This window comes from Pseudoduganella dura (assembly GCF_009727155.1).
Taxonomy (GTDB): Bacteria; Pseudomonadota; Gammaproteobacteria; order Burkholderiales; family Burkholderiaceae_D; genus Rugamonas; species Rugamonas dura.
This window is the reverse complement of record NZ_WNWM01000002.1, coordinates 645,172-670,522: the sequence shown is the minus strand read 5'-3', so window position 1 is coordinate 670,522 and position 25,351 is coordinate 645,172. Positions and strand designations below refer to the sequence as shown.

Annotated in this window: 24 protein-coding genes; 6 read left to right on the top strand and 18 right to left on the bottom strand. The window is 66.3% G+C overall.

All coding sequences use genetic code 11. The features are described from left to right. Positions 1 to 38: 38 nt before the first annotated feature. Both kynA and kynU read right to left on the bottom strand, forming a co-directional pair. Positions 39 to 914, bottom strand: a complete 876-nt coding sequence (gene kynA / locus GJV26_RS03105; RefSeq protein WP_155707548.1) for a tryptophan 2,3-dioxygenase — start codon at positions 912 to 914, stop codon at positions 39 to 41. A 45-nt stretch (positions 915 to 959) separates the two neighbouring features. Beyond that, positions 960 to 2,222 carry a kynureninase gene (gene kynU, locus GJV26_RS03100; RefSeq protein ID WP_155707547.1) on the bottom strand — a complete coding sequence of 421 codons (1,263 nt, stop codon included), beginning with the start codon at positions 2,220 to 2,222 and terminating at the stop codon, positions 960 to 962. A gap of 194 nt (positions 2,223 to 2,416) precedes the next feature. Here kynU and GJV26_RS03095 point away from each other — a divergent pair, with 194 nt between their 5' ends. Next, the gene (locus GJV26_RS03095; protein WP_155707546.1) at positions 2,417 to 2,896 is read left to right on the top strand and encodes an Lrp/AsnC family transcriptional regulator; all 480 of its coding nucleotides are present in this window, start codon (positions 2,417 to 2,419) and stop codon (positions 2,894 to 2,896) included. Positions 2,897 to 2,933: 37 nt separating this feature from the next. Here GJV26_RS03095 and GJV26_RS03090 read toward each other — a convergent pair whose 3' ends face one another. The 8 genes from GJV26_RS03090 to GJV26_RS03055 all read right to left on the bottom strand — a co-directional run bounded on the left by GJV26_RS03090 (position 2,934) and on the right by GJV26_RS03055 (position 9,792). Beyond that, the gene (locus tag GJV26_RS03090) at positions 2,934 to 3,539 is read right to left on the bottom strand and encodes a cyclase family protein (protein ID WP_155707545.1); all 606 of its coding nucleotides are present in this window, start codon (positions 3,537 to 3,539) and stop codon (positions 2,934 to 2,936) included. Positions 3,540 to 3,745: 206 nt separating this feature from the next. Next, a complete protein-coding gene (locus GJV26_RS03085; RefSeq protein ID WP_155707544.1) occupies positions 3,746 to 4,522 on the bottom strand; it encodes a DeoR/GlpR family DNA-binding transcription regulator in 777 nt (258 codons plus the stop codon). Then, positions 4,519 to 4,998, bottom strand: a complete 480-nt coding sequence (locus GJV26_RS03080; protein WP_155707543.1) for a heme-degrading domain-containing protein — start codon at positions 4,996 to 4,998, stop codon at positions 4,519 to 4,521. Before GJV26_RS03080 ends, GJV26_RS03085 begins: the two co-directional genes overlap by 4 nt. Before the next feature lie 11 nt (positions 4,999 to 5,009). After that, a complete protein-coding gene (locus GJV26_RS03075; RefSeq protein WP_155707542.1) occupies positions 5,010 to 6,047 on the bottom strand; it encodes an oxidoreductase in 1,038 nt (345 codons plus the stop codon). A 183-nt stretch (positions 6,048 to 6,230) separates the two neighbouring features. After that, a complete protein-coding gene (locus GJV26_RS03070; RefSeq protein ID WP_155707541.1) occupies positions 6,231 to 6,806 on the bottom strand; it encodes a DUF308 domain-containing protein in 576 nt (191 codons plus the stop codon). A 93-nt stretch (positions 6,807 to 6,899) separates the two neighbouring features. After that, entirely contained in the window at positions 6,900 to 7,472 is a 573-nt protein-coding gene (locus tag GJV26_RS03065) for a TetR/AcrR family transcriptional regulator (RefSeq protein ID WP_155707540.1), read from the bottom strand. A 123-nt stretch (positions 7,473 to 7,595) separates the two neighbouring features. Beyond that, the gene (locus tag GJV26_RS03060; RefSeq protein ID WP_155707539.1) at positions 7,596 to 8,084 is read right to left on the bottom strand and encodes an FxDxF family PEP-CTERM protein; all 489 of its coding nucleotides are present in this window, start codon (positions 8,082 to 8,084) and stop codon (positions 7,596 to 7,598) included. Between the two features lie 112 nt (positions 8,085 to 8,196). After that, positions 8,197 to 9,792 carry an EAL domain-containing protein gene (locus tag GJV26_RS03055; RefSeq protein ID WP_155707538.1) on the bottom strand — a complete coding sequence of 532 codons (1,596 nt, stop codon included), beginning with the start codon at positions 9,790 to 9,792 and terminating at the stop codon, positions 8,197 to 8,199. A gap of 318 nt (positions 9,793 to 10,110) precedes the next feature. Between GJV26_RS03055 and GJV26_RS03050 the strand changes: the two genes are divergently transcribed. From GJV26_RS03050 to GJV26_RS03040, 3 genes are all read left to right on the top strand, one after another. Continuing rightward, positions 10,111 to 11,721: an EAL domain-containing protein gene (locus tag GJV26_RS03050; protein ID WP_155707537.1), complete on the top strand. Its 1,611-nt coding sequence runs from the start codon at positions 10,111 to 10,113 to the stop codon at positions 11,719 to 11,721. A 631-nt stretch (positions 11,722 to 12,352) separates the two neighbouring features. Further along, entirely contained in the window at positions 12,353 to 13,345 is a 993-nt protein-coding gene (locus GJV26_RS03045) for a glycosyltransferase family 9 protein (protein WP_229427942.1), read from the top strand. Beyond that, the gene (locus GJV26_RS03040) at positions 13,342 to 14,400 is read left to right on the top strand and encodes a glycosyltransferase family 4 protein (RefSeq protein ID WP_155707535.1); all 1,059 of its coding nucleotides are present in this window, start codon (positions 13,342 to 13,344) and stop codon (positions 14,398 to 14,400) included. The genes GJV26_RS03045 and GJV26_RS03040 overlap by 4 nt, the downstream gene beginning before the upstream one ends. Before the next feature lies 1 nt (position 14,401). Here the strand turns inward: GJV26_RS03040 and GJV26_RS30655 are convergent, their stop codons facing one another. Together GJV26_RS30655 and GJV26_RS03030 are read right to left on the bottom strand one after the other, a co-directional pair. Beyond that, positions 14,402 to 14,554: a PEP-CTERM sorting domain-containing protein gene (locus tag GJV26_RS30655; protein ID WP_371866440.1), complete on the bottom strand. Its 153-nt coding sequence runs from the start codon at positions 14,552 to 14,554 to the stop codon at positions 14,402 to 14,404. A 190-nt stretch (positions 14,555 to 14,744) separates the two neighbouring features. Continuing rightward, a complete protein-coding gene (locus tag GJV26_RS03030) occupies positions 14,745 to 16,088 on the bottom strand; it encodes an SIR2 family protein (protein ID WP_155707533.1) in 1,344 nt (447 codons plus the stop codon). 220 nt (positions 16,089 to 16,308) lie between these two features. Here GJV26_RS03030 and GJV26_RS03025 point away from each other — a divergent pair, with 220 nt between their 5' ends. Both GJV26_RS03025 and GJV26_RS03020 read left to right on the top strand, forming a co-directional pair. Continuing rightward, complete coding sequence (locus GJV26_RS03025) at positions 16,309 to 18,012, top strand: methyl-accepting chemotaxis protein (protein ID WP_155707531.1); 1,704 nt, start codon at positions 16,309 to 16,311, stop codon at positions 18,010 to 18,012. Positions 18,013 to 18,183: 171 nt separating this feature from the next. Continuing rightward, entirely contained in the window at positions 18,184 to 19,098 is a 915-nt protein-coding gene (locus tag GJV26_RS03020) for a M48 family metalloprotease (RefSeq protein WP_155707530.1), read from the top strand. A gap of 28 nt (positions 19,099 to 19,126) precedes the next feature. Here GJV26_RS03020 and GJV26_RS03015 read toward each other — a convergent pair whose 3' ends face one another. From GJV26_RS03015 to GJV26_RS02990, 6 genes are read right to left on the bottom strand one after another with little or no spacing between them, the layout of a single operon-like run. Next, positions 19,127 to 20,056 carry a type II secretion system F family protein gene (locus GJV26_RS03015; protein WP_155707528.1) on the bottom strand — a complete coding sequence of 310 codons (930 nt, stop codon included), beginning with the start codon at positions 20,054 to 20,056 and terminating at the stop codon, positions 19,127 to 19,129. A gap of 4 nt (positions 20,057 to 20,060) precedes the next feature. Continuing rightward, positions 20,061 to 21,035, bottom strand: a complete 975-nt coding sequence (locus GJV26_RS03010) for a type II secretion system F family protein (RefSeq protein ID WP_155707526.1) — start codon at positions 21,033 to 21,035, stop codon at positions 20,061 to 20,063. Then, positions 21,032 to 22,390: a TadA family conjugal transfer-associated ATPase gene (locus GJV26_RS03005; RefSeq protein WP_155707524.1), complete on the bottom strand. Its 1,359-nt coding sequence runs from the start codon at positions 22,388 to 22,390 to the stop codon at positions 21,032 to 21,034. Before GJV26_RS03005 ends, GJV26_RS03010 begins: the two co-directional genes overlap by 4 nt. Positions 22,391 to 22,438: 48 nt before the next feature. Further along, positions 22,439 to 23,611 carry a CpaE/TadZ family protein gene (locus GJV26_RS03000; protein ID WP_155707521.1) on the bottom strand — a complete coding sequence of 391 codons (1,173 nt, stop codon included), beginning with the start codon at positions 23,609 to 23,611 and terminating at the stop codon, positions 22,439 to 22,441. Between the two features lie 17 nt (positions 23,612 to 23,628). Next, positions 23,629 to 23,898 (bottom strand): hypothetical protein, encoded by a 270-nt coding sequence (locus tag GJV26_RS02995; protein ID WP_155707518.1) that lies wholly within the window; start codon positions 23,896 to 23,898, stop codon positions 23,629 to 23,631. Further along, on the bottom strand, positions 23,895 to 25,346 hold the full coding sequence (locus GJV26_RS02990) for a type II and III secretion system protein family protein (RefSeq protein WP_155707516.1): 1,452 nt from the start codon (positions 25,344 to 25,346) through the stop codon (positions 23,895 to 23,897). Before GJV26_RS02990 ends, GJV26_RS02995 begins: the two co-directional genes overlap by 4 nt. Positions 25,347 to 25,351: the final 5 nt, after the last annotated feature.

Sequence of the window (25,351 nt, the reverse complement as noted above, 5' to 3'; positions counted from 1 at the left end):
GCTGCAACCTTGCCGGTTCACACGGCGCCGGTGGCCGGTCACAGTTCGGTGCGCAGCTCGAACAGTTCCGGGAACAGCACCACGTCGAGCATCTTGCGCAGGTAGCCGACACCCTCCGTGCCGCCGGTGCCGGCCTTGAAGCCGATCACCCGTTCCACCGTCGTCACATGGCGGAAGCGCCACAGCCGGAACGCCGTTTCGAGGTCGACCAGCTTCTCGGCCAGTTCGTACAGGGGCCAGTACTGCCCGGTGTTCCGGTACACCATGGTCCATGCCGCCTTCACCGACGCGTCCGAACGCACCGGCCGGTCCCACGGACCGTCGAGGCGCGCCGCATCGACCGCCAGGCCGCCACGCGCCATCGCCATGATGGCCTCGTCATAGATCGACGGCTGTCGCAGCGCGCTGTCGAGCGCCGCGTGCGCGGCCGGCTTGTGCCGGTGCACCTGCAGGTGCGTGGCATTCTTGTTCCCCAACAGGAATTCGATCTCGCGATACTGGTGCGACTGGAAGCCCGACGAGGCGCCCAAGTAGGGGCGGATCGCCGAGTACTCGGGCGGCGTCATGGTGGCCAGCACGTCCCAGGCATGCACCAGCTGGTTCATGATGGCGGCCACCCGGGCCAGCATCTTCATTGCCGCCGGCAGCTGGCCGCCGGCGATATTGCCGCGCGCGCCGTGCAGCTCGTGGAGCATCAGCTTCATCCACAATTCGCTGGTCTGGTGCTGCACGATGAACAGCAGCTCGTTGTGGTCCGGCGACAGCGGGTGCTGGGCGCCGAGGATCGTATCGAGCGACAGGTAGTCGCCATAGCTCATGTCACGGCTGAAGTCGAGCTGGGCGCCGTGGTAATCGGGCGCCTGGGCCTGGGCCGTGGCCGGCGTGGCCGCACCTTGGGAAAACGGGCATTGCATGATGTTCTTTCCTTCGTATCGGATCGGATTGCGCTCGGATTGCGCTCAGGTCACCGCGCTGCGCCGGGCGTCGACCTGATAATCGCTCCGGTCGAGGATGTCCTTCAGGATCATCACCGCGCGCCACACGTCCTGGTAGCCCGTGTACAGGGGCGTGAAGCCGAAGCGCATCACCCGGGGTTCGCGGTAGTCGCCGATCACGCCCCGCGCGATCAGGGCCTGCATGACCGCGTAGCCGTGCGGATGCGTCACGCTGACCTGGCTGCCCCGGTCGGCGTGGGCGCGCGGCGTGATCAGCTCCAGCGGATGCGCCGCGCAATGCTGTTCGAGCAGCGACAGGAACAGGTCCGACAGCGCCAGCGACTTGCGGCGCAGCGCCGCCATCGATACCCGCTGGAAGATGGCCAGGCCGCACTCGACCAGCGCCAGCGAGACCACCGGCTGCGTGCCGCACAGCGCGCGCCGGATGCCCGGCGCCGGCGCGTAGCCCGGCTGCATGGCGAACGGCTCGCGGTGGGTCCACCAGCCCGTCAGCGGCTGCGAGAACTGCGCATGGTGGCGCCGCGGCACCCAGATGAAGGCCGGCGCGCCGGGGCCGCCGTTCAGGTACTTGTAGGTGCAGCCGACGGCGAAGTCGGCATTGGCCGCGTTCAGCGCCACGTCGACTGCGCCGGCCGAGTGCGCCAGATCCCAGATCGCCAGCGCGCCGGCGGCGTGGATCCGCGCGGTGGTGGCGGCCATGTCGAACATGCGGCCGGTGCGGTAGTTGACATGGGTGAGCATCACGGCTGCGACCTGCTGGCCGGCCGCGCCGGCCAGTGCCGCCGGCAGATCGGACCAGGAGTCGAGCAGGCGCAGCTCGTAGCCGCGGTCGAGCCAGCCCAGCAGGCCCTCGGCCATGTAGATATCGCTGGGGAAGTTGTCGCGCTCGGTGATGATGACGCGGCGCCCGGCGCGCACCGGATCGGCGGCCTGCATCCTCAGCGCCGCCGCCAGCGCCTTGAACAGGTTGACCGACGTGGAATCGGTGACCACCACCTCGTCCGCTTCGGCGCCGAGCAGCGGCGCCAGCAGCGCTCCCAGGCGGCCCGGCAGGTCGTACCAGCCGGCCGTGTTCCAGCTACGGATCAGGTCATCGCCCCACTCGGCGGCGATCACCTGCCTGGCGCGTTCCAGGGCTGCCTTCGGGCGTGCGCCCAGCGAGTTGCCGTCGAGGTAGACCACATTTTCGGGCAGCGCGAATTCGCTCCGGCAGGCGGCCAGCGGATCGGCGGCGTCGAGGGCCAGGCAGTCTTGTTCGGTAATCATCAGGCGGATTTCCGTGGTGAGAGAAGTGGAGGGGATGACCGTGGTATGGGACACGCGTCAGGCGAGCGGTGCGCGTGACCGCTGGAGATATTCTAGGGCAGGCGCCATGGTTTTTTGCTGCAAAGAGAGGCGCAAAAAATCGCCATATTGATTTATTATTCGAATATTCGATGAATTAACACGAAAATATTTCAATGAAGCTGGACGTGGTCGATCTGAACATCCTGCGCGCACTGCAGCAGGATGGCCGCCTGAGCAACCTGAAGCTGGCCGAGAAGGTGTTCCTGTCGCCGTCGGCCTGCCTGCGCAGGGTGGGCCTGCTGGAAAGCGCGGGCATCATCAAGGGTTACACGGCCCGCCTCGATGCGGAACTGCTGGGACTGGATGTGGAGGCGTTCGTGATGATCACGATGCGGCGCGACGTCGACCAGTGGCACGAGCAGTTCGTCGGCGCGCTGGGCCAATGGGAAGAGGTAATCGCCTCGTTCGTCGTCACGGGCGAGGCCAACTACATGCTGCGGGTGCGCGCCCGCAACCTGAAGCACTATTCCGACTTCGTGATGGACAAGCTGTACAAGCTGCCCGGCGTGCTCGACATCCGCTCGCACATGGTGCTGCGCAACCTGGGGGAATCGAGCGTGCTCGGTGCGGGGCTGCTGCAGCACGACGCCTGACCGACGTGCAACCGGCGGCGCGCCCGCTACCGGCCGGTCACGCCTGCCCGCCCGCACCCGCCCTGACCATCACGCGGGCGGGTGAACCGCTCACGCCCGCCAGCCGCAGGGGCAGGGCGACGATGTCGCCGGCGGGCGCCAGCTCGCCGATGTCTTCCAGCGTGTCTTCCGCGAGGTATTTCCCCGCTTCGGCCACGCGCTGGTGAAACCACAACGGGTCGTCGTGAGCGACGCGCAGGTTGCCGACCATGACGATCATCGGCGGCGGTAAAGCCAGCAGGGCATCGATGGCTTCGGGCGCGGCCCGGAACGGCGCGCGAGCATCGAGCAGCAGGTGGGTCTCGCCGGCCCAGCCGGGGCGGAAGTCCGGATCGGCGAGGCTCTCCGCCGTGACCAGCCGGTAGGTGCCCACGCACGCGCCGGCAGGCAACTGGTCCAGCGTGGCGCCGCCATCGGCGAAGTGGCAGGGCGCATCGATGTGGGTGCCCGTCTGCGTGCCCAGCATCAGCCGCCATACCTCGAAACCTTCCGTGGCGCGCTGCGCCCAGCGTTCAGCGACGAACGGCGGATCCCTGTAGGCCCCGTCCTCGTAGATCCGCAGGTCCTTGTCGAGCTTGCGGGTAAGGTCGATCCAGTCGTTCATGGCGGTTCCCTCCGATCACGGATCGCGAATATTACCCCGGCGGCACGGCCATCATCAACCTGGAAGACGCGGTGTCCGGCGTCCCGCACCAGTCAGCATGCCGCTGCCCGAGCTGATTGCCGAAATCCTCCGGGAGGAAGGGGACCTGAACCGGCTGGTCGGCGTGCTGGGGTTGAAGATGTAGTCCACGCCGGCGGGCCGGACGCTCATCCCGCCGCGATGATCACGTGCACGCCCAGGGCGGCCAGCGTTTCCTCCAGTAACCCGGGCAGCGGCTGGTCGGTGACCAGCACATCGATCGCCTCGAAATCGCACAGGCGGTGCATGAAGGCCTTGCCGAACTTGGCGGCATCGGCCACCACGATCACCTGGGCAGCCTGGCGCAGCATCGCCCCCTTGAGGGACGCTTCCTCGTCGGACGGGCAGGTCAGGCCCTGCGGGCCGATGGCGCAGGCGCCGAGGAACAGCTTGTCGAACTGGAATTGCGCCAGGCCCAGCCGGGCCTGCGCGCCTTCGAGGCTGCGCTGCCACGGATTGAAGCGGCCGCCCGTGAGGTGCAGTTCCACGCCGTCGCGCCCGCCGAGGGCCTCGGCGATGTCGATCGAATTGGTCACGGCATGCAGCGGCGATGCCGCCACCGCGCGCGCCACCTCGACCACGGTGGTGGAGGTGTCGAACAGCACCCGGTCGCCGTCGCGGACCAGCGCCGCCGCCGCCGCTCCGATCGCCTGTTTCGCGGCCGCTGTGTCCGCGCGCTCGGCGTAGCGCTGCACGTGGCGTCCCCGGGGCGGGAGCACGGCGCCGCCGCGCACGCGCATGACGCGGCCGTCCGCATCGAGCCGCATCACATCGCGGCGTGCCGTATCGCGCGTCACGCCATACAGGCGGCAGATGTCCTCGATGCCGATGCGGTAATGCCGGTCCAGGTACTCGCAGATCGCGTCCAGCCGCCTGGGCTGCGGCAGCGGGCCCTCCGCGTTCATGGCCGGCCGTCCAGGTACTCGCGCAGGACCGACGTGACCAGCGCATGGTCTTCCTTTTGCGGCAGGCCGGACACGGTCACCGTGCCGATCACGCCCGTGTCCCGGATAATCAGCGGGAACGCGCCGCCATGGGCCGCGAAGTCGCCAAGGTCGGCGCCGCTGTCGGCCTCGAAGGTCTTGCCCTTGCTGCGGTACCGGGTACCCACGTGCCAGGAGCTGCGGCCGTAGCGGTGCACCACGTTGTTCTTGCGGCGTATCCAGTCGGCATTGTCCGGCGAGGTGCCGGCCATGGCGTGGTGGAACAGGCAGTGGCCGTTGCGGGTGATGTCGACCGTCACGGCCGCGCCCGTCGCGGCGGCCCGCTCGACGAGCAGCAGGCCGAGCCGGAGCGCATCGGCGTTCGAGAAGGCGGCAAACTGCAATTGCTGCTCCTGCAGCGCCAGGTCCTGCAGCAGGGCGGCATGGTCTTCGTGCATGGCTGGCATCCTCACGCGAAATCGATGGTGCGGCGCTCGCGATGGCTGCGCAAGGCCAGTTCGATCACCCGTATCACGTCCACCGCGTCTTGCGCCTTGACGGGGACTTCCGCGCCGTCCGCGATGGCGTGGTAAACGCCGCGATAGAACGATTCGTAGGCGCCGGGAACGGTTTCGACGACGCGCCGCGTGCCGTCCGCGCCGGTAATGGCGGCGTAGCTGGCCGGGTCGTCATGGCCCCAGCCGGCGTCGCCGGGTCGCTTGCCCTGTTTCAGCGCGTCTTCCTGGGAATCGATGCCGTACTTGACGAAGCTGCCCAGCGTGCCATGCACTTCGTAGCGCGGGCCAGGAGCACGCACCAGCGCGCCGGCATGGAGCACCGTCCGGCAACCGCCGTGGTCCAGCAGGAGCTCGAAGGCATCCTCGACCTCGGCGCCTTCGCGCTGTATCGACAGGTGGGCCGTGACCGAGCACGGCTTGCCGAACAGCTGCAGCGCCTGGTCTATCAGGTGGGAGCCCAGGTCCCACAGCACGCCGGCGCCCGGCTGCGCGCGTTCCTTCCAGCGGTCCTTCACCTGTGGCGCATAGCGGTCGAAGTGCGCGCGGTACGTGTGGACGGCGCCCAGTTCGCCCGATTCCACCGACCGGCGCAGCGTGAGGAAATCGCCATCCCAGCGGCGGTTCTGGTAGACGCTGAGCCGCAGGCCGGCGGCCCGCGCCAGCGCCACCAGCTCGTCGCCCTCGGCGGACGACAGCACGAACGGCTTGTCGACCACCACGTGCTTGCCGGCCTGGAGAGCGGCCCTGGCCAGTTCGAAATGGCTGGCGTTCGGCGTGCAGACCACCACCAGGTCGATCGCCGGATCGTCCAGCAGGGCCTGCGGGGTGTCGTCCAGCCCCACCCCGGGATACGCTTGCAGCACATCGGGACCGGCGCGACGGCTTGCGATGCGGGCCAGCCTGAACCCCGGAACGGCTGCGATCATTGGCGCATGGAAGACCGACCCGCCCAGGCCATAGCCGATTAAACCTACTGCATATCGCTGCATTATGAGCTTTCAATAATTGATATCGCTTATATTGTAAGCCATTTGTAATGCCGGAAGCGCGAGGCGCGTTGAATCGTGTACCGCTGCCCATGGCGTACCGATGCGAACGGCGCGTGGTCTTTTGCAATGTGCTGCGTGCCACCTCGGGAATTCATGCCCCGGGAAATGCCCGGCCCGGGTGCTTCAGCCGGGCTTGCGGCGCCAGGCGCCGGCATGCAGCCACACTGCCGACACGAGGAAATACACGGCGCCGAATCCCGCATAACCGGTCACGGTCAGGATCGACGGCGTTGCAGCCCCTTGTGCCTGGACGATGAAGAAGGTGCCCGCGAGGGCAGACTGGGCTCCACTGAGCACCATCGTCCATTGGGCACCGGCCTGCTTCCAGCGCCGCAGTGCCGTCGCGAGCTGGAGCAGGCCGGCAACGATGGCCCAGGCACCGAAGATGGCCAGCACCCGATGCATGTCCGGCAGCACGAACAGCAGGGCCAGTGCCGTCGCCGCGCTGGCGACGATGTTCGCAGCCTGCGTGCGGTTATATGCCATGCCGCCGCTACGCCGGGCATCGATCGCATTGGCGAGGGCATCCCATGCCGGATAGCAGACCAGCAGGGCGGCAGCGATTGCAGGGACATGCTGCCCGGCCGTCAATGCGGCAACCACCCACGCCAGGCTGAATGCCGCGCGGGTGGCATAGTACAGACGCAGCCACCGCTCTTGGCCGAGCTGATCGGGCGAAACGGGTGAAGTAAGACTCATGATGATGGCTCCAGGGGTGATTGCAGACTACCGACTAATTGGTAGGCTGATGATGCAAAAAAAACGCGGGCCGGAAAATGCGGCCCGCAACGGTTAGGGCAAGGTTGCCAGGCGCGCCAGGTGGGCATGCATGACAGTGCTGAACACGCCGGCGTCGCCATAAGCACGCGCTGAAAGCATCGCGCCATGGACGGCTGCCATCAATACTTCCGCTTCGGTGCGCGCAGGTTGGGCAAGCCGGAAGGCCTGTTCCGCCGCACCGCGTTCCAATACCGATGTCAGCCATGTCGACAGGAAGCGGAAATGCGCACGTACCTCGGCTGCCACCTGTTCCGGCAGCAAGGGCATTTCGCCCGCCAGCAGGGCGCAGATACAGAAGGGCGCGCTGGCGTCGCCGATGCATGCTTCCCAATATCCAACGTATGCGCGCAGCTGTCCGGCCGGGTGCTTCACGTGGCGCTCGAGCTCCTCGATAGCGGCCTGGGCGGCTTCCCGATATTGCGTCACGAGCGTGCGCACCAGATCGACCTTGGTGGGGAAATGATGATGAATGCTGGGCTTCCGGATGCCGACGGTATCGGCGATATCGGCATAGCTGAAGCCGTTATAGCCGCCCGCGGCGATCAGTTGACGGGCGCAGGCCAGGATGGATTCCGATGTGTTCATGGCAGTAGCCTACCATCTAGAAGGTCGGTGCGCCAGCGGTTTCTGTCTCGGATCAGGGGGCATGGATCGTCGGACCATGAAAAAAGGCGCCGAAGCGCCTTTTTTTGGTGATGCGGGTGTGGATTACTGCTTGCGGCGACGTGCTGCGAAAGCCAGCACGGCCAGGCCGCCAGCCAGCATACCGTAGGTAGCTGGTTCTGGAACCGGGGTCGTCACGTTGAAGTCGCCGCCGTAGCTGGCAACCTGGCCGGTGACCGTACCGCTGACCGCCAGGGTCAGAGGACCCGTGACGTTCTGGCCCAGGATTGCAGCGATCGACAGTGGGCCGATATCGCCCGTGGAGATGTTCACACCGTTCAGCGTCACGGTGTCGAACGACAGGTCGCTCCACGTCGTTGCGGTGTTGATCAGGCTGGCGAATACGGTGCCGTTGTCGGCGCTGTAGTTGCTGAACGTGAACGTGTCGGAGAAAGCACCGGTGGTGTGGGTGGCGCCCAGATGTGCGGACCACACGTTCGGACCGCCGATCAGGTCCACGGTGAAGTCATCGGCGAAAGCGGAGCCGAAGGCGGGCAGCAGCGCAGCTGCCAGTACGATGGATTTCAATTTCATGCATTACCTCGTCGAAGGGTTATCGGTACCAAGAGCCTATAAGTTAAGCGACTCTTAAGCGTTTGTCAAAATTTAATTTAATGCAACTTCAATCGTGCGCGGGTCGCACTGTTCAGCGCATGTTCGCCGCCGCACGGAGCTGGCCCACGGCATGCCGGTCGAGCGCCGTGCGCAGCTCGCGCCAGGGCATGGCTTTTGCAAATAGCCAGCCCTGTGCGTACTGCACGTTGCTTTCGGCCAGGTAGGCTGCCTGGGCATCGGCTTCGACACCTTCCGCGATCATGCGCAGCCCCATGGTGCGTGCCATGCCGATGATGTGCTGGACCACCTGGTTGGTCGGCGCCTGGGTGCCGATCGCTTCGATGAAGGAGCGGTCGATTTTCAGCAGGTCGAGATCGAGCGATTCCAGGTAGGACAGGCCGGAATAGCCGGTACCGAAATCGTCGACCGCCACTTCGATGCCGCTTGCCCGCAGCGCGGCAATGACGGGCTTTGCGGACGCCAGGTCCAGCAGCGCCCGCTCCGTGACTTCCACGAGCAGGTTCGACGGCCGGGCACCGGTGCTGGCCAGCAAGTGATCGAGGCGCGCCAGGATGGCCGGCGAGCTCAGGTCCGATGCCGACACGTTCAGGGCGATGTGGAACGTGGGATGGTTGGCGAGAAAGTCGCCGACATCGCGATGGACGAGTTCCAGCACGCGTTCGGTCAGCTTGCCGATCGTTCCGGTCTGTTCCGCGACGGGAATGAACAGGTCCGGCCCGATCAGTTCGCCGTTCGCCCTGCGCCAGCGCAGCAGGGCTTCCGCGCCCACCCAGCGGCCGGTCTTCAGATTGATGATGGGCTGATAGGCGAGAAAGAATTCATCGTTTCGCAGACCCTGGCGCAAGGCGCTGCCCAGCGACATCTGCTGGCGGGCAAGGAGCACGATCGCCGCGGCCAGCGCGAGCTCGGCCAGCATGCCGGCGGGTACCAGGCGCAGCGCCACGCTGCGCGTCCGCTGGTGCAGGTAGGAAACTGGTACTGCCGCGACCGCGGCGGTCAAGTACGGCTGCGAGCGCACCACGGCGACCAGGTGGCTGTCGGTGAAGAAGGTGACCGCGCGCCGGGTGCCCAGCGCCGCGAGCCACCGGCGGTCGACATGGCCGCGATGCGCCACCGGCGCTTCGTCCAGGCGCATTTCCAGGTGCATCACGGCCAGCGAGACGTCCGGCACCGCCGTCCACGTATCCAGCGGTAGCTCGCGGTGGAACAGCGCAACGAACGCGCCGCTCTGTATGCCGACCAGCGGACTGGCGGTATCGTCTCCCAACGGCACGCCGGTGTGGAAGATGACGCCCGTCGAAGAGCGGAACGAGCGCGTTCCCAGCGATGCCGCGTCGTCGCTCATCGACGAGCAGGCCAGCTTGCCGTCGCGGACATGGCCGATCGCCTGGATATAGGTCGAGGTCAGGTCGATCTTGCGCATCAGCGCCTGGGACGCCGGGGAGCAGGGCGGGAAGCCGGAGCGCGACAACTGCTCCGCGCCGCTGAGCGCCTGGCGGGCCGTCTCGTCGCTGCGCCGCAGCAGGTCGCGCGCATAGCCGAGCGCAAGATCCGCTTCGGCATGGTAGGCCTGCCGTTTCGCCTCGCCCCATGCCAGCCAGGGCGGCACGCCGACCGCGGCGATCATCGCAAGCGACGCACAGGCCAGCATGACGCGGTTCTTCATCGATTCCTCACGGCGACAGGTTGGCGAACGTATTGGAACTTGTCATGTGCAAGTCTACGCCTGCCGGATCGCGTCCCTGTTAAAAACCGTGCCTGTCCGAATGAAATGTGGCGCCGTTACCCGGGCTTGTGAAAGTTTCCTCCGGCAATCTGCCGACGGCCGCATTGTCCTGCAGTACGGGAATCACGCATTGCGCCGTCATCGCTGCCGGCGGCCGCACCCGTGGCGCCGGTCCCGCGCGGCCCGGCAAACGCTGCGGTCTTATACTGCGTATTCAGTCGCAAGGGACGTGCCAACAACATTCGATATCGGGACAGGATGACCAGACGGTTCATGTTCGCATGCGCGCTGCTCGCCGCGGTGGTCGCGTTGCTGGCACCGCCATGGCTGGCGTGGCGGGAAGCGCAGCGCCAGGCCTGGCTGGAACAGGCCGGATCGGCCCTGGGCTACGCGCGGGCGATGCTGCGCAGGTCGGACGAACTGGTGCAGCAGTCGCTGGCCGGCATGCGCCAGCTGGCCCGTTTCAACGGCGAACCCTGTTCCGCCGCGGCGCAGGGACAGATGCGCCGCGTCATCCTGACCTCGACCTACATCAAGGCGATCGGCCACGTGCGCGACGGCGTAATGCGGTGCTCTTCCCTGGGTGCCGGCGCCTTTTCGCTGGGTACCCACACGCTCCGGGCATCGAACGGGCTGCTGATCTACTCGCGCATCCCCTTCGACGATAGAAGCACCAGTCCATTGATGGCGATCGAACGCGACGGCTTTGCCGTGCTGTTCCACAGCGACCTGCCGCTCGATGGCGGCAGTGCCGGCGCCGGCATGTCGCTGGCCGTGCTGCATGTCGAGCGCCGTCCGGACGAGCCGATCACGATGGCAAGGGGTTTTATCGACCGGGCCTGGGTGGCGCGCCTGGGCAGCCGGGAACAAGCCACGTTCGCCGACGGGCCGTACCTCGTTGCCATGGTGCGCTCGGCGAGCACCCCGACCGCGGGCGTGGCGGCCCTGCCGCTTGCCGATGTGCGGGCGCGGCGCGATGCGATCGCGTTGCGGCTGGTTCCCGCCGGCGTGGTCGCCGGCGCAGGCATGGCGGCCGCGATGCTGCTGCTGGTGCGGCGCCAGGCGTCGCTGGCCGCCGCGCTGCGCGCAGCCTTGCGCCATGACGAGTTCTTCCTGCTGTACCAGCCTGTCGTGGACCTGCGATCTGGCTGCTGGGTCGGGGTCGAGGCGCTGCTGCGGTGGCGGCGGGCCACCGGGGAACTGATCGGCCCCGACCTGTTCATCCCGATCGCCGAGCAGACGGGTACCATCGCCCGGTTGACCGAACGGGTACTGCAGCTGGTGGAGCAGGACATGCGGCACTTCCTGGCGATACGCCCGGCATTCCATGTGGCGCTGAACCTCTCGCCGAGCGACCTCCATTCCGACGCGATCGTCGGCCTGTTCGACGCGATGTTCGCGCGCGGCAGCGTCAAGGCCGCCAACCTGATCGTCGAGATCACCGAGCGGGGCACCCTCGACCTCGGGGCGGCGCAACCGGTCATCGGCGCGCTGCGCGAGCGCGGTATCGGCGTCGCCATCGACGATTTCGGCACCGGTTATGCCGGGCTTTCGTACCTGGAGTCGTTGCGGGTCGATTTCCTGAAGATCGACCGCTCGTTCATCGAGGCGATCGGCACCTGCGCCCCGACCAACCAGGTGGTCGGCCATATCATCGCGATGGCGACCGCGATGGAGCTGGCGATGGTTGCCGAAGGCATCGAGACGTTGGCCCAGGCCGACTACCTGCGCGAGCGCGGTGTCCAGCTGGCGCAAGGCTGGATGTTCGGCAAGCCCCAGCACCGCGACGATGTCGTGGCGGCGCTCGCCGCGATGGCCGCCACCGACGCGAGTCCCGCCGGCACGCCGGTCGCGGAGGGTGAGCGGTGACCGGCCGTGCAATCCGCGGAGCCAGCCGCCTGGCGAATGGCGCCGGAACGCTGCAGGCGAAATGGCCGCGTCATATATGTGTGGCAGAATCTTTTCGTCCGCGGCCCGGCGTAAAAGGCGGTAAGGCCGGGTAAAATGACGGCCTGGTCTGCGACAGGCGCGCCGGCTTTGCGTATATAGTCACGGAACGAAACGAAACAGCACTGGATGGCGCGAAACGACACTGCACGAAACGATACGAAACGGTACGAAACGACGGGCAACGCGATGGCAGCCGCCGATTCCGCCGCGGGCCAGGGTATCCGCTATCGCCTGCGTGGTGGCCGGAGCCGGGCGCCGGCCAGCGTTGTCCACGGGAGAATGCCCGGCATCGTGGTCATGCCCACGCCGCGAAGGCCACGAATTGTTATTGCCTTTGAGTATTTGTGGCGAATACATCTCAAAAGCGATATATTAACCACCGCTTTCCGGCCCAGGTACGGAACGCTTTATCAGCCCGAACCAGGCCCGAACCGTTCGCATGGGTGCCCCGCCATTTTAACGAACGCCAAAAAGATATTTCAAAATTCCGGTAATGCCTCCCGCCCTGTCACGTATTCTCATTTGTCGCACCGATAATATAGGCGACGTCGTGCTGACTCTGCCGCTGGCAGGGTATCTCAAGCAGTTGATTCCCGGCGTGAAGATCGACATGCTGTGCCGCGGCTATGCCGCGCCGGTGGTTGCCTGCTGCCGCTTCATCGACCGGGCGCTTGCGGTGGAAACGCTGGACTTCGACCAGTTGCTGAAGGACGAGAATTACGACACCGTCATCTTTGCGTTCCCGGATCGTGCCCTGAGCCGCGCGGCGCGGCGCGCCAACGTTCCCAACCGCGTGGGCAGCAGCCACCGCGTGTACCACTGGTTCACCTGCAATCGCCTGGCACACTTCAGCCGGGTGCGCTCGCGCCTGCACGAAGCCCAGCTCAACTTCGCATTGTTGAAGCCGCTCGGGATCGATCATGTGCCGAGCCTGGCGGAAATCAGCCCCTTGTACGGCTTGCATGCGCCGCGCCTGCCCGAAACCGATGACCTGTTCGGCGCCGCGCCCTTCAACCTGATCCTGCATCCAAAGTCCAACGGCAATGGCCGCGAATGGCCGCTGGAGCGCTATGCGGAACTCGCCGCGATGCTGCGCGCCGATCCCGGCATCGCGATCTGGCTCACCGGCAGCCGTGCCGAGGGCGAACTGCTCGCCCGCGATGGCGCGGCACTGCTGGCCAGCCCGAACGTGCGCAACCTGTGCGGCCGCTGCGACCTGCGCGGGCTCGTATCGATGATCGGCACGGCGGACGGGCTGATCGCGAGCGGCACCGGGCCGCTGCACATTTCGGCCGCGCTGGGACGCAACACGCTTGGCCTGTTCCCGCCGATCCAGCCGATCGACATCACGCGCTGGGGGGCGCTCGGCACGAATGCCGCTTCGCTGAGCGCCGAACGGGCGTGCGACAGCTGCACCGGTGCGCAGGATTGCGCCTGCATGCAGGCGATCAGCGCCGGCCAGGTCGCGGAGGCGGTATTCGCCTGGCGCGGCCGCGCGGCGGCCGGCAACGCCGGCAGCGGCATCATGGAAGTGCGCCGATGACACCGGGGCTGCTGATCACCCTCGACTCGATGCGCCATGCAAACACCGGTCTGCATACCTTCGGCAGGAGCCTTGGGCAGCAACTGGTAAAGCAGGGGCAGGGCAGTTTCGACCTGAGCGCCTACGTCTATCCGGCGCAGGACGGTTTCCTGGGCGGGCAGGCATCCTATGTGCGCCACCGCAAGCATCACCGCTGGTACTTCCCGCGCAACGCCCGTTTCGACGTAGTCCACTTCGCCGACCAGTATTGCCGCTTCGGCCCGGAGCGGGTGCGCGCCGCGAAGGTGATGACGGTGCACGACCTGAACCAGGTGCATGAACAGCCGGCGGGCAGCCGGAAGCTCGCGAAGTACCTGCGCAGGATGGCCAGGCGGATCGCCGGCGTCGACCGCGTGGTGGCGATTTCGGAATTCGTCAAGGCGGACATCCTGCGCCACTTTCCGGAAGCCGGCGACAAGGTGTCGGTCATCTACAACGGGGTCGATGCGGGTCATGCGCCCGCCGGTCACCAGCCGCGCTTCGTGCCGCCGGGCCCATTCCTGTTCACGGTCGGGATGGTCTGCCCGAAGAAGAACTTCCATGTGCTGGTGCCGTTGCTGCGCAAGACCGACTACACGCTGGTCATCGCCGGCGTGATCAAGGAGGACTACCGGCAAAAAATCCTGGACGAGGCGGCGCGCCATGGCGTCTCCGGCCAGGTCGCGGTGACCGGCCCGGTCAGCCAGGCCGACCGGGACTGGTATTACGCGCACTGCGAGGCGTTCCTGTTTCCCTCGCTCGCCGAAGGCTTCGGCCTGCCGGCGATCGAGGCGATGCACCACGGCCGCCCGGTGTTCCTGTCGCGCTTCACCAGCCTGCCGGAGGTGGGCGGCGATGCGGCCTGCTACTTCGACAACTTCGACCCGGACCACATGGGCGAAGTGCTTGGCGCCGGGCTGGCACGCTTCGCCGGCGAGGACGGGGCCCGGCGGGCGCGCGCGCATGCGCTGCGCTTCACGTGGGAAAAGGCCGCGGCGTCGTATCTCGCGGTGTACCGGGAATGCCTGGCAGCCTGAATCAGCCGGGCAGGGCGGGCCGATACCGGCGGCCGCGCCGCCGCGCGGCAGCGACCACCACGGCCAGCCCCGCCAGCAGCATGGACACGGCGTCCGGTTCCGGTACTGGCGATGATCGGCCTAACAACGGGCAACGCGCTGGCCTTCTACGCACGCATCGTGTACATACAAATCGCAGAGGCACTAGTGTGCCGAATCACAAATTCGTTGAATAAATCCGACGAGAATCGCCCCAATACTGCGTTGAAAATGCACGGAAAGGCCCCGGCCTTACCGTACATTTCCGCCTTGTCTTGAGACGATTTCGTCAAATTTATTAATCAACGAATTTATGATTCACCACACTAGGCGGCAATGCCCGTACGGGCGGCAATCTGGAGCAGCAAGCCCGGGATCTCCGTGTAGTCATTGATCCAGATGACGTTCAGGCCCAGCCCGTTGGCATCCTGTTCCTCGAGGATGCGAAGGATGCGTTGGTCGAGTGCGGAATGCTGCCTTGGAGCCAGCTTGATGATGAAATGCGGCAGCGTTTTTTCGGCGTTCTTGCGCCAGGCGACATCCAGCAGACGACGCATGTTCGGGTCCGTGAGGCTGATGCCGACGAACAGGCAGGTGTTCTGTGTCAGTTTGTTGAGCTGGATAAGATTCGACCAGCTGAACGGGTCGATGAACTGACTATGATATGCGTCTTCGCTGAATACAAGGCCCGCTGTATCGACCGGCCCTTTGCGTGGGAGGAAACCGTGGACATGATAAATCGGCAGCTCGCACGATTCATGCTTGATCGCCTCGGAAAAAATCGACTTGTTGTTGATATTATTGCGTGTCAGATTTTCTTCGAATAATGCATCGAAATTGAAGGTGATGATCGAGTCCAGCGCACGACTGTCGCGCTGGGGGCGGGCAAGTTCGACGATGCTGTCAATGAGCGGTGAACCTGCCGGGCTGGTGGAATACAGGACGTCTCTTACTTCCGACGTGAAATCCCCGCCGAGGTTGGTTTTCAGGTATTTGCCCAGGATTAGCGCCGAAGCATCGGTGCGCGACAGGAACTCCTGTGCCGCGTGTTCCGTCAGAGCGATCGCATGATCCTTCGACAGGCGCTGCATCATCGAGCCCAGTAGCTTCAGCAGCAGTGCGTTCCAGACCGGTATGCCGGCAGCAACGGACGTACCGGCGCCGCACATCAAGGTCAACGCGCCCGCGCGCAAGGCGCGACGCAAAGTCTCGACCTGTTTGCTGTGCTCATCGGCCTTGGTAGCAACTTCCGCCGATGCCGTTGTGACATTTCCGGCATCTTCCGATCCATCCGGCGTCAAGGCGTCTTTCAGGCGCTTCAACGACTGCTCGACGCTCGACGAAAAATCGATCGCCTGCCACTCTGTGAAGTAATTCGGGATAGGTGACTTGTCCAGAACGATCGGCACGATCGCCTGATCGCGCTTCCCCGTGGCACGGGCAAGCGCGATGACGGAAAATTCATTTTGCACGCGCTTTGAACGGAATGCATGCTCGCTGATGACGGGAATGACCGCATCAGCCGAATCAACAGCTTCCAGCAATGGCTTGTCGCGTGGTTCACGGTTCAATCCCGAGTCTTCGACGTCGTGACCGAACGATTGCAGCGTAGCCGCGATGTCATCGACGACCCGCTTGTCGCCCTTGCTGTAACTGAGGAAGACTTTCATTACGCATCCTATATCGGCTAATAACGGAGGACTGCGGCGTATAAGTGATAGTGCCGCACTATTGCCTGACAGTCCATGCCGCCTTGCCAACTGTGTACACCACATCCGACAATCCCATATCGCAATGGCACGCTTCGCCAGCATTCGCTGGACATGCTTTCATCGATGACGTTACCGTTGACGATGGGTATCACGTACCATCAGCTTCAGCGAGCCTGTCATGCGTCATCTGTCTATCAAGCAAGCCTTTATTGCCACGTTCCTCCTCGCGCTGCTGCTGGCGGCGCTCACCCTGTGGGCGCTGCTGCGCGTATCGGACAAGCAGGCCGCCGCCACGGCGGCCAGCCAGGGGCGTTACCAGTCGTACCTGCTGGCCGACGAACTGCGGCAAAGTTCCGACGACCTGACGCGGCTGGCCCGCACCTACGTGGTCTCCGGCGAAGCGACGTATGAACGGCAGTACATGGATATCCTCGATATCCGCAACGGCGCCAAGCCGCGGCCGGAAAACTACGGACGCATCTACTGGGACTTCGTGGCCGGCGGCCTGCCCGTGCCGCCATCGTCGGGCCGGTCGGTCGCGTTGCAGGAGCTGATGAAGCAGGCCGGCTTCACCGAAGGGGAATTCGCCAAGCTGAAGGAGGCGCAGGCCAATTCCGATGGCCTGGTGAAGACCGAAGTGATCGCGATGAACGCCGTCAAGGGCCTGTTCGACGACGGCAACGGCAATTTCACCCGCAAGGATGCGCCGGACCCGGAGATGGCGCGCCGCATCATGCACGACGCCGCGTACCACCGAAACAAGGCCCGCATCATGCAGCCGCTGAACGAATTCCTCGCCATGCTCGATGCCCGCACGGCGGCATCGGTGGCACGGGCCGAAGGGGAGACGCGCGCCGCCTTCGCGCTGGCGGTGGCGCTGCTGGCAATGTCCGTGGGCGGCACCGTGCTGTGCCTGCTGCTGGTGTACCGGTATATCCGGCGCAACCTCGCCAGCGCCACCGCGTCCGCCGCCAGGATCGCGCAGGGCGACCTGACCGAAGAGTTCGGGGCGGGCCGCGACGACGAGGTGGGCATCCTGATGCGCGCCATCGCCACCATCAACGGCAACCTGGCCGGCATGATCGGCAAGATCCATACGAGCACCGACGAGATGGCGGTGGCCACCGGCGAGATCGCGCGCGGCAATGCCGACCTGTCGGAGCGCACCGAATCGCAGGCCAGTTCCCTGCAGCAGACCGCCAGCACGATGGAAACGCTGACCCAGACCGTGCAGCGCAATGCCAGCGACGCGGGCGAGGCGAACCGGCTGGCGGCGAACGCCTCGTCGATCGCCGCGCAGGGCGGCGACGTGGTGGCGAAGGTGGTCGGCACCATGGGCGCGATCCGCGAAAGCTCGACCCGCATCGGCAACATCACCAGCGTGATCGACGGCATCGCTTTCCAGACCAATATCCTGGCGCTCAATGCCGCCGTGGAAGCGGCGCGCGCCGGCGAACAGGGGCGCGGCTTTGCCGTGGTGGCATCCGAGGTGCGCAACCTGGCGCAGCGCAGCGCGGCGGCGGCGCGTGAAATCAAGGAACTGATCGGCGATTCGGCCGGCACGGTGGAGCAGGGCGCGCGCATGGCCGACGAGGCGGGCAAGACGATGAACCAGGTGGTCCAGGCGGTGCGCCAGCTCGAAGGCATCATGGCCGGCATCACCAGCGCCAGTGCCGAGCAGAGCACCGGCATCGGCGAAGTCAACCGCGCCGTCAGCATGATGGATTCGATCACCCAGCAGAACGCGGCGCTGGTCGAACAGGCCGCGGCGGCGGCCGAAAGCCTGCGCGAACAGGCGGCCGGCCTGTCGCAGGCCGTCGGCAGCTTCCGCCTGCGCGGGAGCGCCAGGGCGGTAAGAACCGGCGGGCGGCTTTCGGCGTAACGGCCGGCGCGCCCGGCGCCTGCCCGACTGTCTGTTCGGTAGTTTGTGAAGGATATTCGCGATTCACCGGCACGCTATACTCGCCTTGCGGCGGAGTGCGCGGATTGGTACTTCGGCGGGATTGGCAGTCTTTTTATAGAAGGCAACCGATAGCGTTCGAGGGGACTGGTGATGGCGAAGGAACTGCATCAATGGTATCCACGCATGGCGAAATACCTGTTGGGGTGCTCGCTGTCCGCGCTCCTGCTTTCCATGCTGGCGATGGGCCTCGGCCAGCATGGATTCGTGCATCGTGATGTGCTGGAAATAGCCGGGCCATTCCTGGTAGTGGCCGGGCTTCCATTATTGGTCGCGATCCGCTTCTTCCATGACCCGATCGAGATGGTGTGGAAGAAGTACAACGTGACAGCGAACGAGGCAGTGGCAAGCCGGGTGAACGGATTGCTGAAGGAGACCGATGGCGATGTGCGGATTGGACAGTACCCGGCGGAGGATGCCAATGCATTCGCCATTTCATCGGTCCGTCGGGGCAGGGCGCTCATTGCCTTCTCGAGCACGCTGATCGCATCGGCGAGCCAACGCCAGCTGCTCGCGATCGCTGCCCATGAAATTGCGCATCTCAGGAACGGCGACTCCCGCAACAAGGTCTTCATCCTGGCTTTCAACGAGGCCGTGCGTTTCTACCCATGGCTCTTGTCTGGCGCAATCCGCGATATGTTCCGCATGATATGGCCATGGGTGCTGGCTCTTACCATGGTCCTGGCTGCCGTAACCGGTTTCGTGCAGGGAATGTCCGCGATCGCCGGACAGCTGCTCGGCTGGTTCGAGGTGCTGGCAAGGATCGCCAAGTGGCCGCTGCTGATCGTCGCCGGCTATCTGGTCTTGAACTGGCTGCTGGAATGGGGCTTCCATGCATACAGCCGCGAGCGGGAATTCGCAGCTGACGCGGCGGGCGCCGCGTTGACCTCCAGGGCGGCAATGATCGATGCGCTGTCGTTGTTTACCGATACGGAGCCGGCGGGTGTCGGCGTATTCGATACGCATCCATCGCTCGGCGAACGCAAGAGGCGTCTTCTCCAGGACTGAGGGCGGGGCACCCCAGCCCCCGCCCCGTTCATGCCGCCATCTGCGCCAGCGCCTTCTGGATCTGCAATATCGACGGTCCCAGCAACACCACCAGCAGCGCGGGAAAGATGAAGAAGATCAGCGGGAACAGCAGTTTCGTGCCGATCTTCGCCGCGCGCTCTTCGACGAGCTGGCGCCGCCGCGTGCGCAGCTGCTCCGACTGGATCCGCAGCGCTACCCCCACGCTGGTGCCGAAACGGTCGGCCTGGATCAGCATCTTGGCCAGCGCGTCCACGTCTTCCACGCCGGTGCGCAGCGCCAGGTTGCGCAGCGCCTTGTCCTTGGCGTTGCCGGCGCGCAGTTCCAGCGTCACCAGTTGCAGCTCCTCGGCCAGCACGGGGCTTTTCAGGCCGATTTCCGCGCCCACGCGGGCCAGCGCGGCATCCATCGCCAGGCCGGCTTCCACGCACACCGTCATCAGGTCCAGCGCATCGGGGAAGGTTTCGAAGATCTCCCGCTGGCGGTGGGCGATCCGGCGCTTGAGCAGGATATCCGGCGCGTAGTAGCCGCATGCCGCGGCAACCGCCAGGCTCAGGAAGGTGGTGCTGCCGGCACGCTGGGGATCGTCTCCCAGCAGCAGCCAGGTGGCCAGCGGCAGGCCGGCCGTCAGCGCCGTCTTGCAGGCGTGGAACAGGCCGGGCGTGGACGCGCCGCGCCAGCCGGCGTTGATGAAGCGCAGCCGTACCGGCGAGTTTTCCCACCCTTCGGCGGGCACCGACAGTTTCGCCAGCGGCGCGGCAAGTTGCGACAGGCGCCGCAGCCAGTCGCGCGCGGGCTCGCGGGCAATGGCCTCGCGTTCGTCGAGCGCCGACAGGCGGTGCTTCATCGGGTCGCTGGTGAGCACCACCATCGCCAGCGCTGCGGCGCCGAAGATCAGCACGAACACGGCGGCCAGGATCAGTATCTGTTGATTGTTCATCGTTTCAAATCCGGATGCGGATGATCTTGCGCATGGCCAGCACGCCGATCACCATCATCAGCGCCGCCATGCCCACCATCTGGCGGCCCGCGGGATCCGTCGCCAGCACGCTCATCGACGCGGGATTGACCGCGTACATCATCGCGCCGGCGCCGAACGGCAGCAGGCACAGGATCCAGGCCGACAGCCGGCCCTCGGCGGACAGCACGCGCACCTGGCCCAGCAGCCGGTGGCGGTCGCGGATGATGGCGCTGATCGATGCCAGCAGCTCGGTCAGGTTGCCGCCCGTTTCGCGCTGGATCAGCACGGCCACCACGAAGTACTGCAGGTCCATGCTGGGCACGCGCTGCGCCAGGTTGTTCAGGGCATCGCCCATGCCGATGCCGAAATTGACTTCGTCGAACGCGGCCCTGAATTCCGTGCCCAGCGGGGCGGCCGACTCGTCGCCCGCCAGCTTCAGCGCGGTCGGAAAGGCATGGCCGGCGCGCATCGCGCGGCTCATCATGTCCAGCGCTTCCGGCAACTGGTGCTCGAAGCGGGCCAGCCGTCGGTCCCGGGCGCGCGCCAGGTACAGCAGCGGCAGGCTGGCGAGCGCTGCGGCGGCCACCGGCAAGGCCGGGCCCGGCAAGCCGAGCAACGCCGCCAGCAGCAAGCCCGCCATGCCGCCGGCGGCGCAGAAGGCCAGCAGCCGCGCCACCAGGAACTGCACGCCGGCCTGCACCAGCATGCGGTCCAGCCGGCGCGTGCCGGGCAGGCGGCGCAGCAGCGTATCGAGATCGGCGCTGTCGCTGAGCCGGCGCTCCTTGACGATGGTCACGTCCGACTGGCGCGCCTCGCCGCCGATGATGCCGCGCAGCCGGCGCGACACGCGCTCCGCCTCGGGGTTGCGGTGCGCCGCCCAGCCGGTCCAGACGCCCCATACCAGCAGCATCACGGCCGAGAACAGCAGCACGACGAACAGCGCGAACGTGGCGTTCATCGGGCCGGCTCCATGCGCGGCTCGAACACGTGGGGCGACAGCGTCACGCCGAACGTGCGCAGCCGCTCGGCGAACCGGGGCCGCACGCCGCTGGCGGAGAAGTGGCCGATCACCGTGCCGTCGTCGGCCACGCCGGTCTGCTTGTACGAAAACACTTCCTGCATCGTGATCACGTCGCCTTCCATGCCGGTCACCTCGGAAATCGACAGCACCTTGCGCTTGCCGTCCGTCAGGCGCGACACCTGTACCACCACGCCGACCGCGGAGCTGATCTGCTGGCGCATCGCCTTCGGCGGCAGCGTGGCGGCGGCCATGCTCACCATGTTTTCCAGCCGCGTGAGCGCGTCGCGCGGCGTGTTGGCGTGGATCGTCGCCATCGAGCCTTCGTGGCCCGTGTTCATCGCGCCCAGCATGTCCAGCGCCTCGGCGCCGCGCACCTCGCCCAGGATGATGCGGTCGGGGCGCATCCGCAGCGCATTGCGCACCAGCGCGCGCTGCGTGACCTCGCCCTTGTCCTCGATGTTCGGCGGGCGCGTTTCCAGGCGCACCACGTGCGGCTGCTGCAATTGCAACTCGGCGGCGTCTTCCACCGTCACGATGCGCTCGGTCTGGTTGATGAAGCCGGAGATCACGTTCAGCATCGTGGTCTTGCCGCTGCCGGTGCCGCCCGAGATCAGGATGTTCATCTTGGCCTTGCCCAGCCCCTGCAGCACCTCGGCCATGTCGGCCGTCATGCTGCCGTAGGCCACCAGGTCGGCCAGGCGCAGCGGGTCGGCCGAGAAGCGCCGGATCGACATCACCGGACCGTCGATCGCCAGCGGCGGGATGATGGCGTTCACGCGCGAGCCGTCCGGCAGGCGGGCGTCGACCATCGGGCTCGATTCATCGATGCGGCGGCCCACGCGCGAGACGATCTTGTCGATGATCTTCATCAGGTGCGCATCGTCGGTGAACGTCACGTCGGTCAGTTCCAGGCGGCCGCGCCGTTCCACGTAGACCTGCTTGTGCGTGTTGACGAGGATGTCGGACACGGTGGGATCTTCCAGCAGCGGCTCGAGCGGGCCGAAGCCCAGCATCTCGTTCTGGATGTCGCGCGTCAGCGTCTTGCGCTCGGCATCGTTGATCACCACCATTTCTTCCTCGAGCAGCCGCTCAACCAGCAGGCGCAGTTCCTGGCGGATCTGGTCCTGCGTCAGCCGCTGCATGCTTTCCAGGTCGATCCGGTCCAGCAGGGCTTCGTGGATGCGGCTCTTGAGCTGGTGATAGGCGCGGTTGTCGATGGCGCCGCGCTGGGCGGTGGGTCGCGGCGTGCCGTTGCCGAGGCGTTCGCGCAGGGAAGTGGAGGGCATGTTCATCGTGGTGTTCCGTCAGGATCCTGGTCAGTACTTTGGACAATGCGCCGGTCAGGCGGCGCGGCGGCCGAACAGGCGCGACATCAGGCCGGCGGCCTGCCGGGGTGCGGCGGCGCCGGTCAGGTCGCGCGCCATGTCTTCGAGCGCGATCGAGAGCGGGCTGTCCGGCGCCAGGCGCGTGACCGGCACGCCCTGGTTGACGGATTTCGCCGCGGCGTCGTAGTGGTTCGGCATTGTGCGCAGGATCGGCGTGTCGAACGCTTCCTCGAGATCCTTCAACTGGATATCGCTGTTTCTGTCATGCCGGTTGACGATCAGCTCGACCTTGTCCTTGCCGTAGTCCAGGTTGCGGAACACGTTCAACAGGCGCTTGCCGTCGCGGATGTAGGGCAGCGTCATCTGCAGCACGGGGTAGATCGTGTCGGCGTGGTCGAGCGCGCGGATGCTCACCGGGTCGAGGCTGCGGCCCACGTCGAGCACGATGAAGTCGTACTGGCGGCGCGCCAGCTTGACGATGGCGTCGATATGCTCGGGCTTCACGTCGCTGGCGTGCGCCGGGTCGGACGGCGCGGCCAGCACGCTGTAGTTCGGCGTCACGCTGACCATGCTCGAGGCCAGGAACGACGGATCGAGGCGGTGGATCTGCGAGGCCACGTCGGACAGCGTGGCCAGCGGCTTGATGTCGGAAACGAACAGCGAAGCGTCGCCGAACTGCAGGTTCATGTCGATCAGCGCCACGCGCTTGTTGCCGCCGGCCGACAGCGCATAGGCCAGGTTGGTGGCCAGGAAGGTCGAGCCGCTGCCGCCCTTGCAGGAGATGAAGGCCAGTACCTTGCCGTTGGCGCCGCCCTGCGTGCCGAGCTTTTCGGCGACGCGGTCGAGCGCCTGCGCCAGCGCGGCGGCCGCCGGGTTGGCCGGCAACACCTCGCGCACGCCGGCGCGCATGGCGCGCAGCAGGAATTCCTGCGACAGGTCGCCCGTCAGCACGATGAAGGACATGCGCGGGAACAGGTGGCCGAGCCGCTCGAGCTGGTCGAGCTCGCCTTCGTCCGCGCGCGGCTGGTCCACCACCAGCACGTCCGGCACGGCGTCGTCGGCCAGCGTGGTCAGGCGCGCCGGCGTGCCGGCGATCATGTCCACCTCGTCGGCGCCGGGGCGGGCGCGCAGCTGGCGCGCCACTTCGATCAGGTGGCGCTCGTCGCGCGACAGGACTGCGATTTTCATGGTTTTTCCCTATCTGCTTATTTGCCGCTGATGCCGGAGCCGATCATGGCGCTGTCGGCCTGCGGCGTCGGCGTCACGTACGAGCGCTGGTAGTTGGCATAGCCGGCCACCGCCGTGGCGGCCTCCGTGCCGGCCTGGGCCCGCGGTTGCGGCGGCAGCATCTGGCTGGCCATGATGGCGCGCACGCTGGTGCCGGTGCCCGAGCGCTCCTGGCCGGCGCAGCCGGTCGTGGAAACGGTTGCGGCAAGAACCGCCAGTACGACGGCGGTGGTGCGGGTAGGGATCATGGCTGCTCCTTCGATGTTGCGGCCGGGGCCTTGCCTTCGTGCTGGCCGCCGATCAGGAATTGGGCGCGGGTCGGCTGCACGTATTCGTCGGTCGGCAGGCGCGGGGCGGCCGGCAGCGGCTTGGCCAGGTGCGGCGTCACGATGAACACCAGCTCGGTGCGGTCGTTCTGGAATTCGCTGCTGCGGAACAGCGTGCCGAGCACGGGCACGTCGCCCAGGAACGGGAACCGCTTGATGTCGCTGGTCACGTTATTGCGGATCAGGCCGCCGATGGCGAAGCTCTCGCCATCCTGCAGCTGCACCGTGGTGCTGGCGCGCCGCGTCGTGAACGACGGCAGGATCGCCGTGGCGGTCGACGTGGAACTGGTGATGCCGATGCCTTCGCGGTTCAGTTCCGACACTTCCGGCGCCACGCGCAGGTTGATGCGCCCGCCCGCCAGCACGGTCGGCATGAATTTCACGGCCACGCCGTATTCCTTCTCTTCCAGCGTGATCGTGTTCGTGCCGGTCGCGGAACTCTGCGCCACCGGGATGAAGATCTTGCCGCCGGCCAGGAAGCTGGCTTCCTGGCCGCTGATCGCCATCACGGTCGGCTCGGCCAGGATCTTCACCAGGCCGTCGCGCTTCTGGCCGTCGACCATGAGCTTGGTGCCGGCGCTCTTGACGGCGCCCAGCGTGCTGCTCGTCTCGGATAGCAGGCTCGACAGGATGCCGTAGGTCCAGCTGCCGTTGGTCTTCGAATATCCCAGGCTGGCGCCCAGCTGGTCGACCAGCGATTTCGATACCTCGGCGATCTTCACCTCCAGCAGTACCTGCTGCGGTGCCGCCACCTGCAGCATGTTCAGTACTTTCGGGCTGCCAGTGGCCGGTGCCGCGGCGCTGGCCAGTGCCGCGCCCGCGCTCGCGCCCACGCCGCTGGCGGGCGGCGAGCCCGCGGCGGTGGAAGCGCCGGCCGATGCCATCGCGCTTTCCTGGAACGCCGTCGCGAGCGCGATCAGCTGGCTCGCCATCGCCGAGTCGCTCACCATGCCGGACAGGATCAGCGTGTTGCCGGTGCTGCCGATCTGGATATCCTTCTCGGCCGGGAACAGCTTGTCGAACTGCACGCGCAGCGGCGAGGTGTCGATGGCCACGGCGATGTCGAACACCGTCGAGCGGCCTTCGCGGGTGGAGACGATCAGGTTCGTGGTGCCCACGCTGCGCGCCACGATGACGACTTCGCTGGCGTTGGGCACGACCACGTTGGCGATGTCCGGCGCGCCGACGGTGACCTGCGAGGCCGGCGTGCAGAAACGCTTCAGCACCGATTTGCCGCGCACCAGGTCCAGGCGCTGCGTGCCGTCGGCATGGCCGCGCAGGTCGAAGCAGTCCGGTGCGGCGGCCAGGCTGGCGCCCGTCGCCAGGGCGAGGGCGGCGGCCAGCAGGGTGTTATGGGGAAGATGCTTCATGATGG

Coding starts and splice junctions, on each gene's coding strand:
- GJV26_RS03065 (WP_155707540.1), bottom strand. CDS start 7,472: ATGAACACATCGGAATCCATCCTGGCCTGCGCCCGTCAACTGATCGCC.
- GJV26_RS03015 (WP_155707528.1), bottom strand. CDS start 20,056: ATGAACAATCAACAGATACTGATCCTGGCCGCCGTGTTCGTGCTGATC.
- GJV26_RS03030 (WP_155707533.1), bottom strand. CDS start 16,088: ATGAAAGTCTTCCTCAGTTACAGCAAGGGCGACAAGCGGGTCGTCGAT.
- GJV26_RS03075 (WP_155707542.1), bottom strand. CDS start 6,047: ATGCAGCGATATGCAGTAGGTTTAATCGGCTATGGCCTGGGCGGGTCG.
- GJV26_RS03095 (WP_155707546.1), top strand. CDS start 2,417: ATGAAGCTGGACGTGGTCGATCTGAACATCCTGCGCGCACTGCAGCAG.
- kynU (WP_155707547.1), bottom strand. CDS start 2,222: ATGATTACCGAACAAGACTGCCTGGCCCTCGACGCCGCCGATCCGCTG.
- GJV26_RS02995 (WP_155707518.1), bottom strand. CDS start 23,898: ATGATCCCTACCCGCACCACCGCCGTCGTACTGGCGGTTCTTGCCGCA.
- GJV26_RS03080 (WP_155707543.1), bottom strand. CDS start 4,998: ATGCACGAAGACCATGCCGCCCTGCTGCAGGACCTGGCGCTGCAGGAG.
- GJV26_RS03025 (WP_155707531.1), top strand. CDS start 16,309: ATGCGTCATCTGTCTATCAAGCAAGCCTTTATTGCCACGTTCCTCCTC.
- GJV26_RS03020 (WP_155707530.1), top strand. CDS start 18,184: ATGGCGAAGGAACTGCATCAATGGTATCCACGCATGGCGAAATACCTG.
- GJV26_RS03060 (WP_155707539.1), bottom strand. CDS start 8,084: ATGAAATTGAAATCCATCGTACTGGCAGCTGCGCTGCTGCCCGCCTTC.
- GJV26_RS02990 (WP_155707516.1), bottom strand. CDS start 25,346: ATGAAGCATCTTCCCCATAACACCCTGCTGGCCGCCGCCCTCGCCCTG.
- GJV26_RS03050 (WP_155707537.1), top strand. CDS start 10,111: ATGACCAGACGGTTCATGTTCGCATGCGCGCTGCTCGCCGCGGTGGTC.
- GJV26_RS03010 (WP_155707526.1), bottom strand. CDS start 21,035: ATGAACGCCACGTTCGCGCTGTTCGTCGTGCTGCTGTTCTCGGCCGTG.
- GJV26_RS03070 (WP_155707541.1), bottom strand. CDS start 6,806: ATGAGTCTTACTTCACCCGTTTCGCCCGATCAGCTCGGCCAAGAGCGG.
- GJV26_RS03085 (WP_155707544.1), bottom strand. CDS start 4,522: ATGAACGCGGAGGGCCCGCTGCCGCAGCCCAGGCGGCTGGACGCGATC.
- GJV26_RS03000 (WP_155707521.1), bottom strand. CDS start 23,611: ATGAAAATCGCAGTCCTGTCGCGCGACGAGCGCCACCTGATCGAAGTG.
- kynA (WP_155707548.1), bottom strand. CDS start 914: ATGCAATGCCCGTTTTCCCAAGGTGCGGCCACGCCGGCCACGGCCCAG.
- GJV26_RS03055 (WP_155707538.1), bottom strand. CDS start 9,792: ATGAAGAACCGCGTCATGCTGGCCTGTGCGTCGCTTGCGATGATCGCC.
- GJV26_RS03090 (WP_155707545.1), bottom strand. CDS start 3,539: ATGAACGACTGGATCGACCTTACCCGCAAGCTCGACAAGGACCTGCGG.
- GJV26_RS03040 (WP_155707535.1), top strand. CDS start 13,342: ATGACACCGGGGCTGCTGATCACCCTCGACTCGATGCGCCATGCAAAC.
- GJV26_RS03005 (WP_155707524.1), bottom strand. CDS start 22,390: ATGAACATGCCCTCCACTTCCCTGCGCGAACGCCTCGGCAACGGCACG.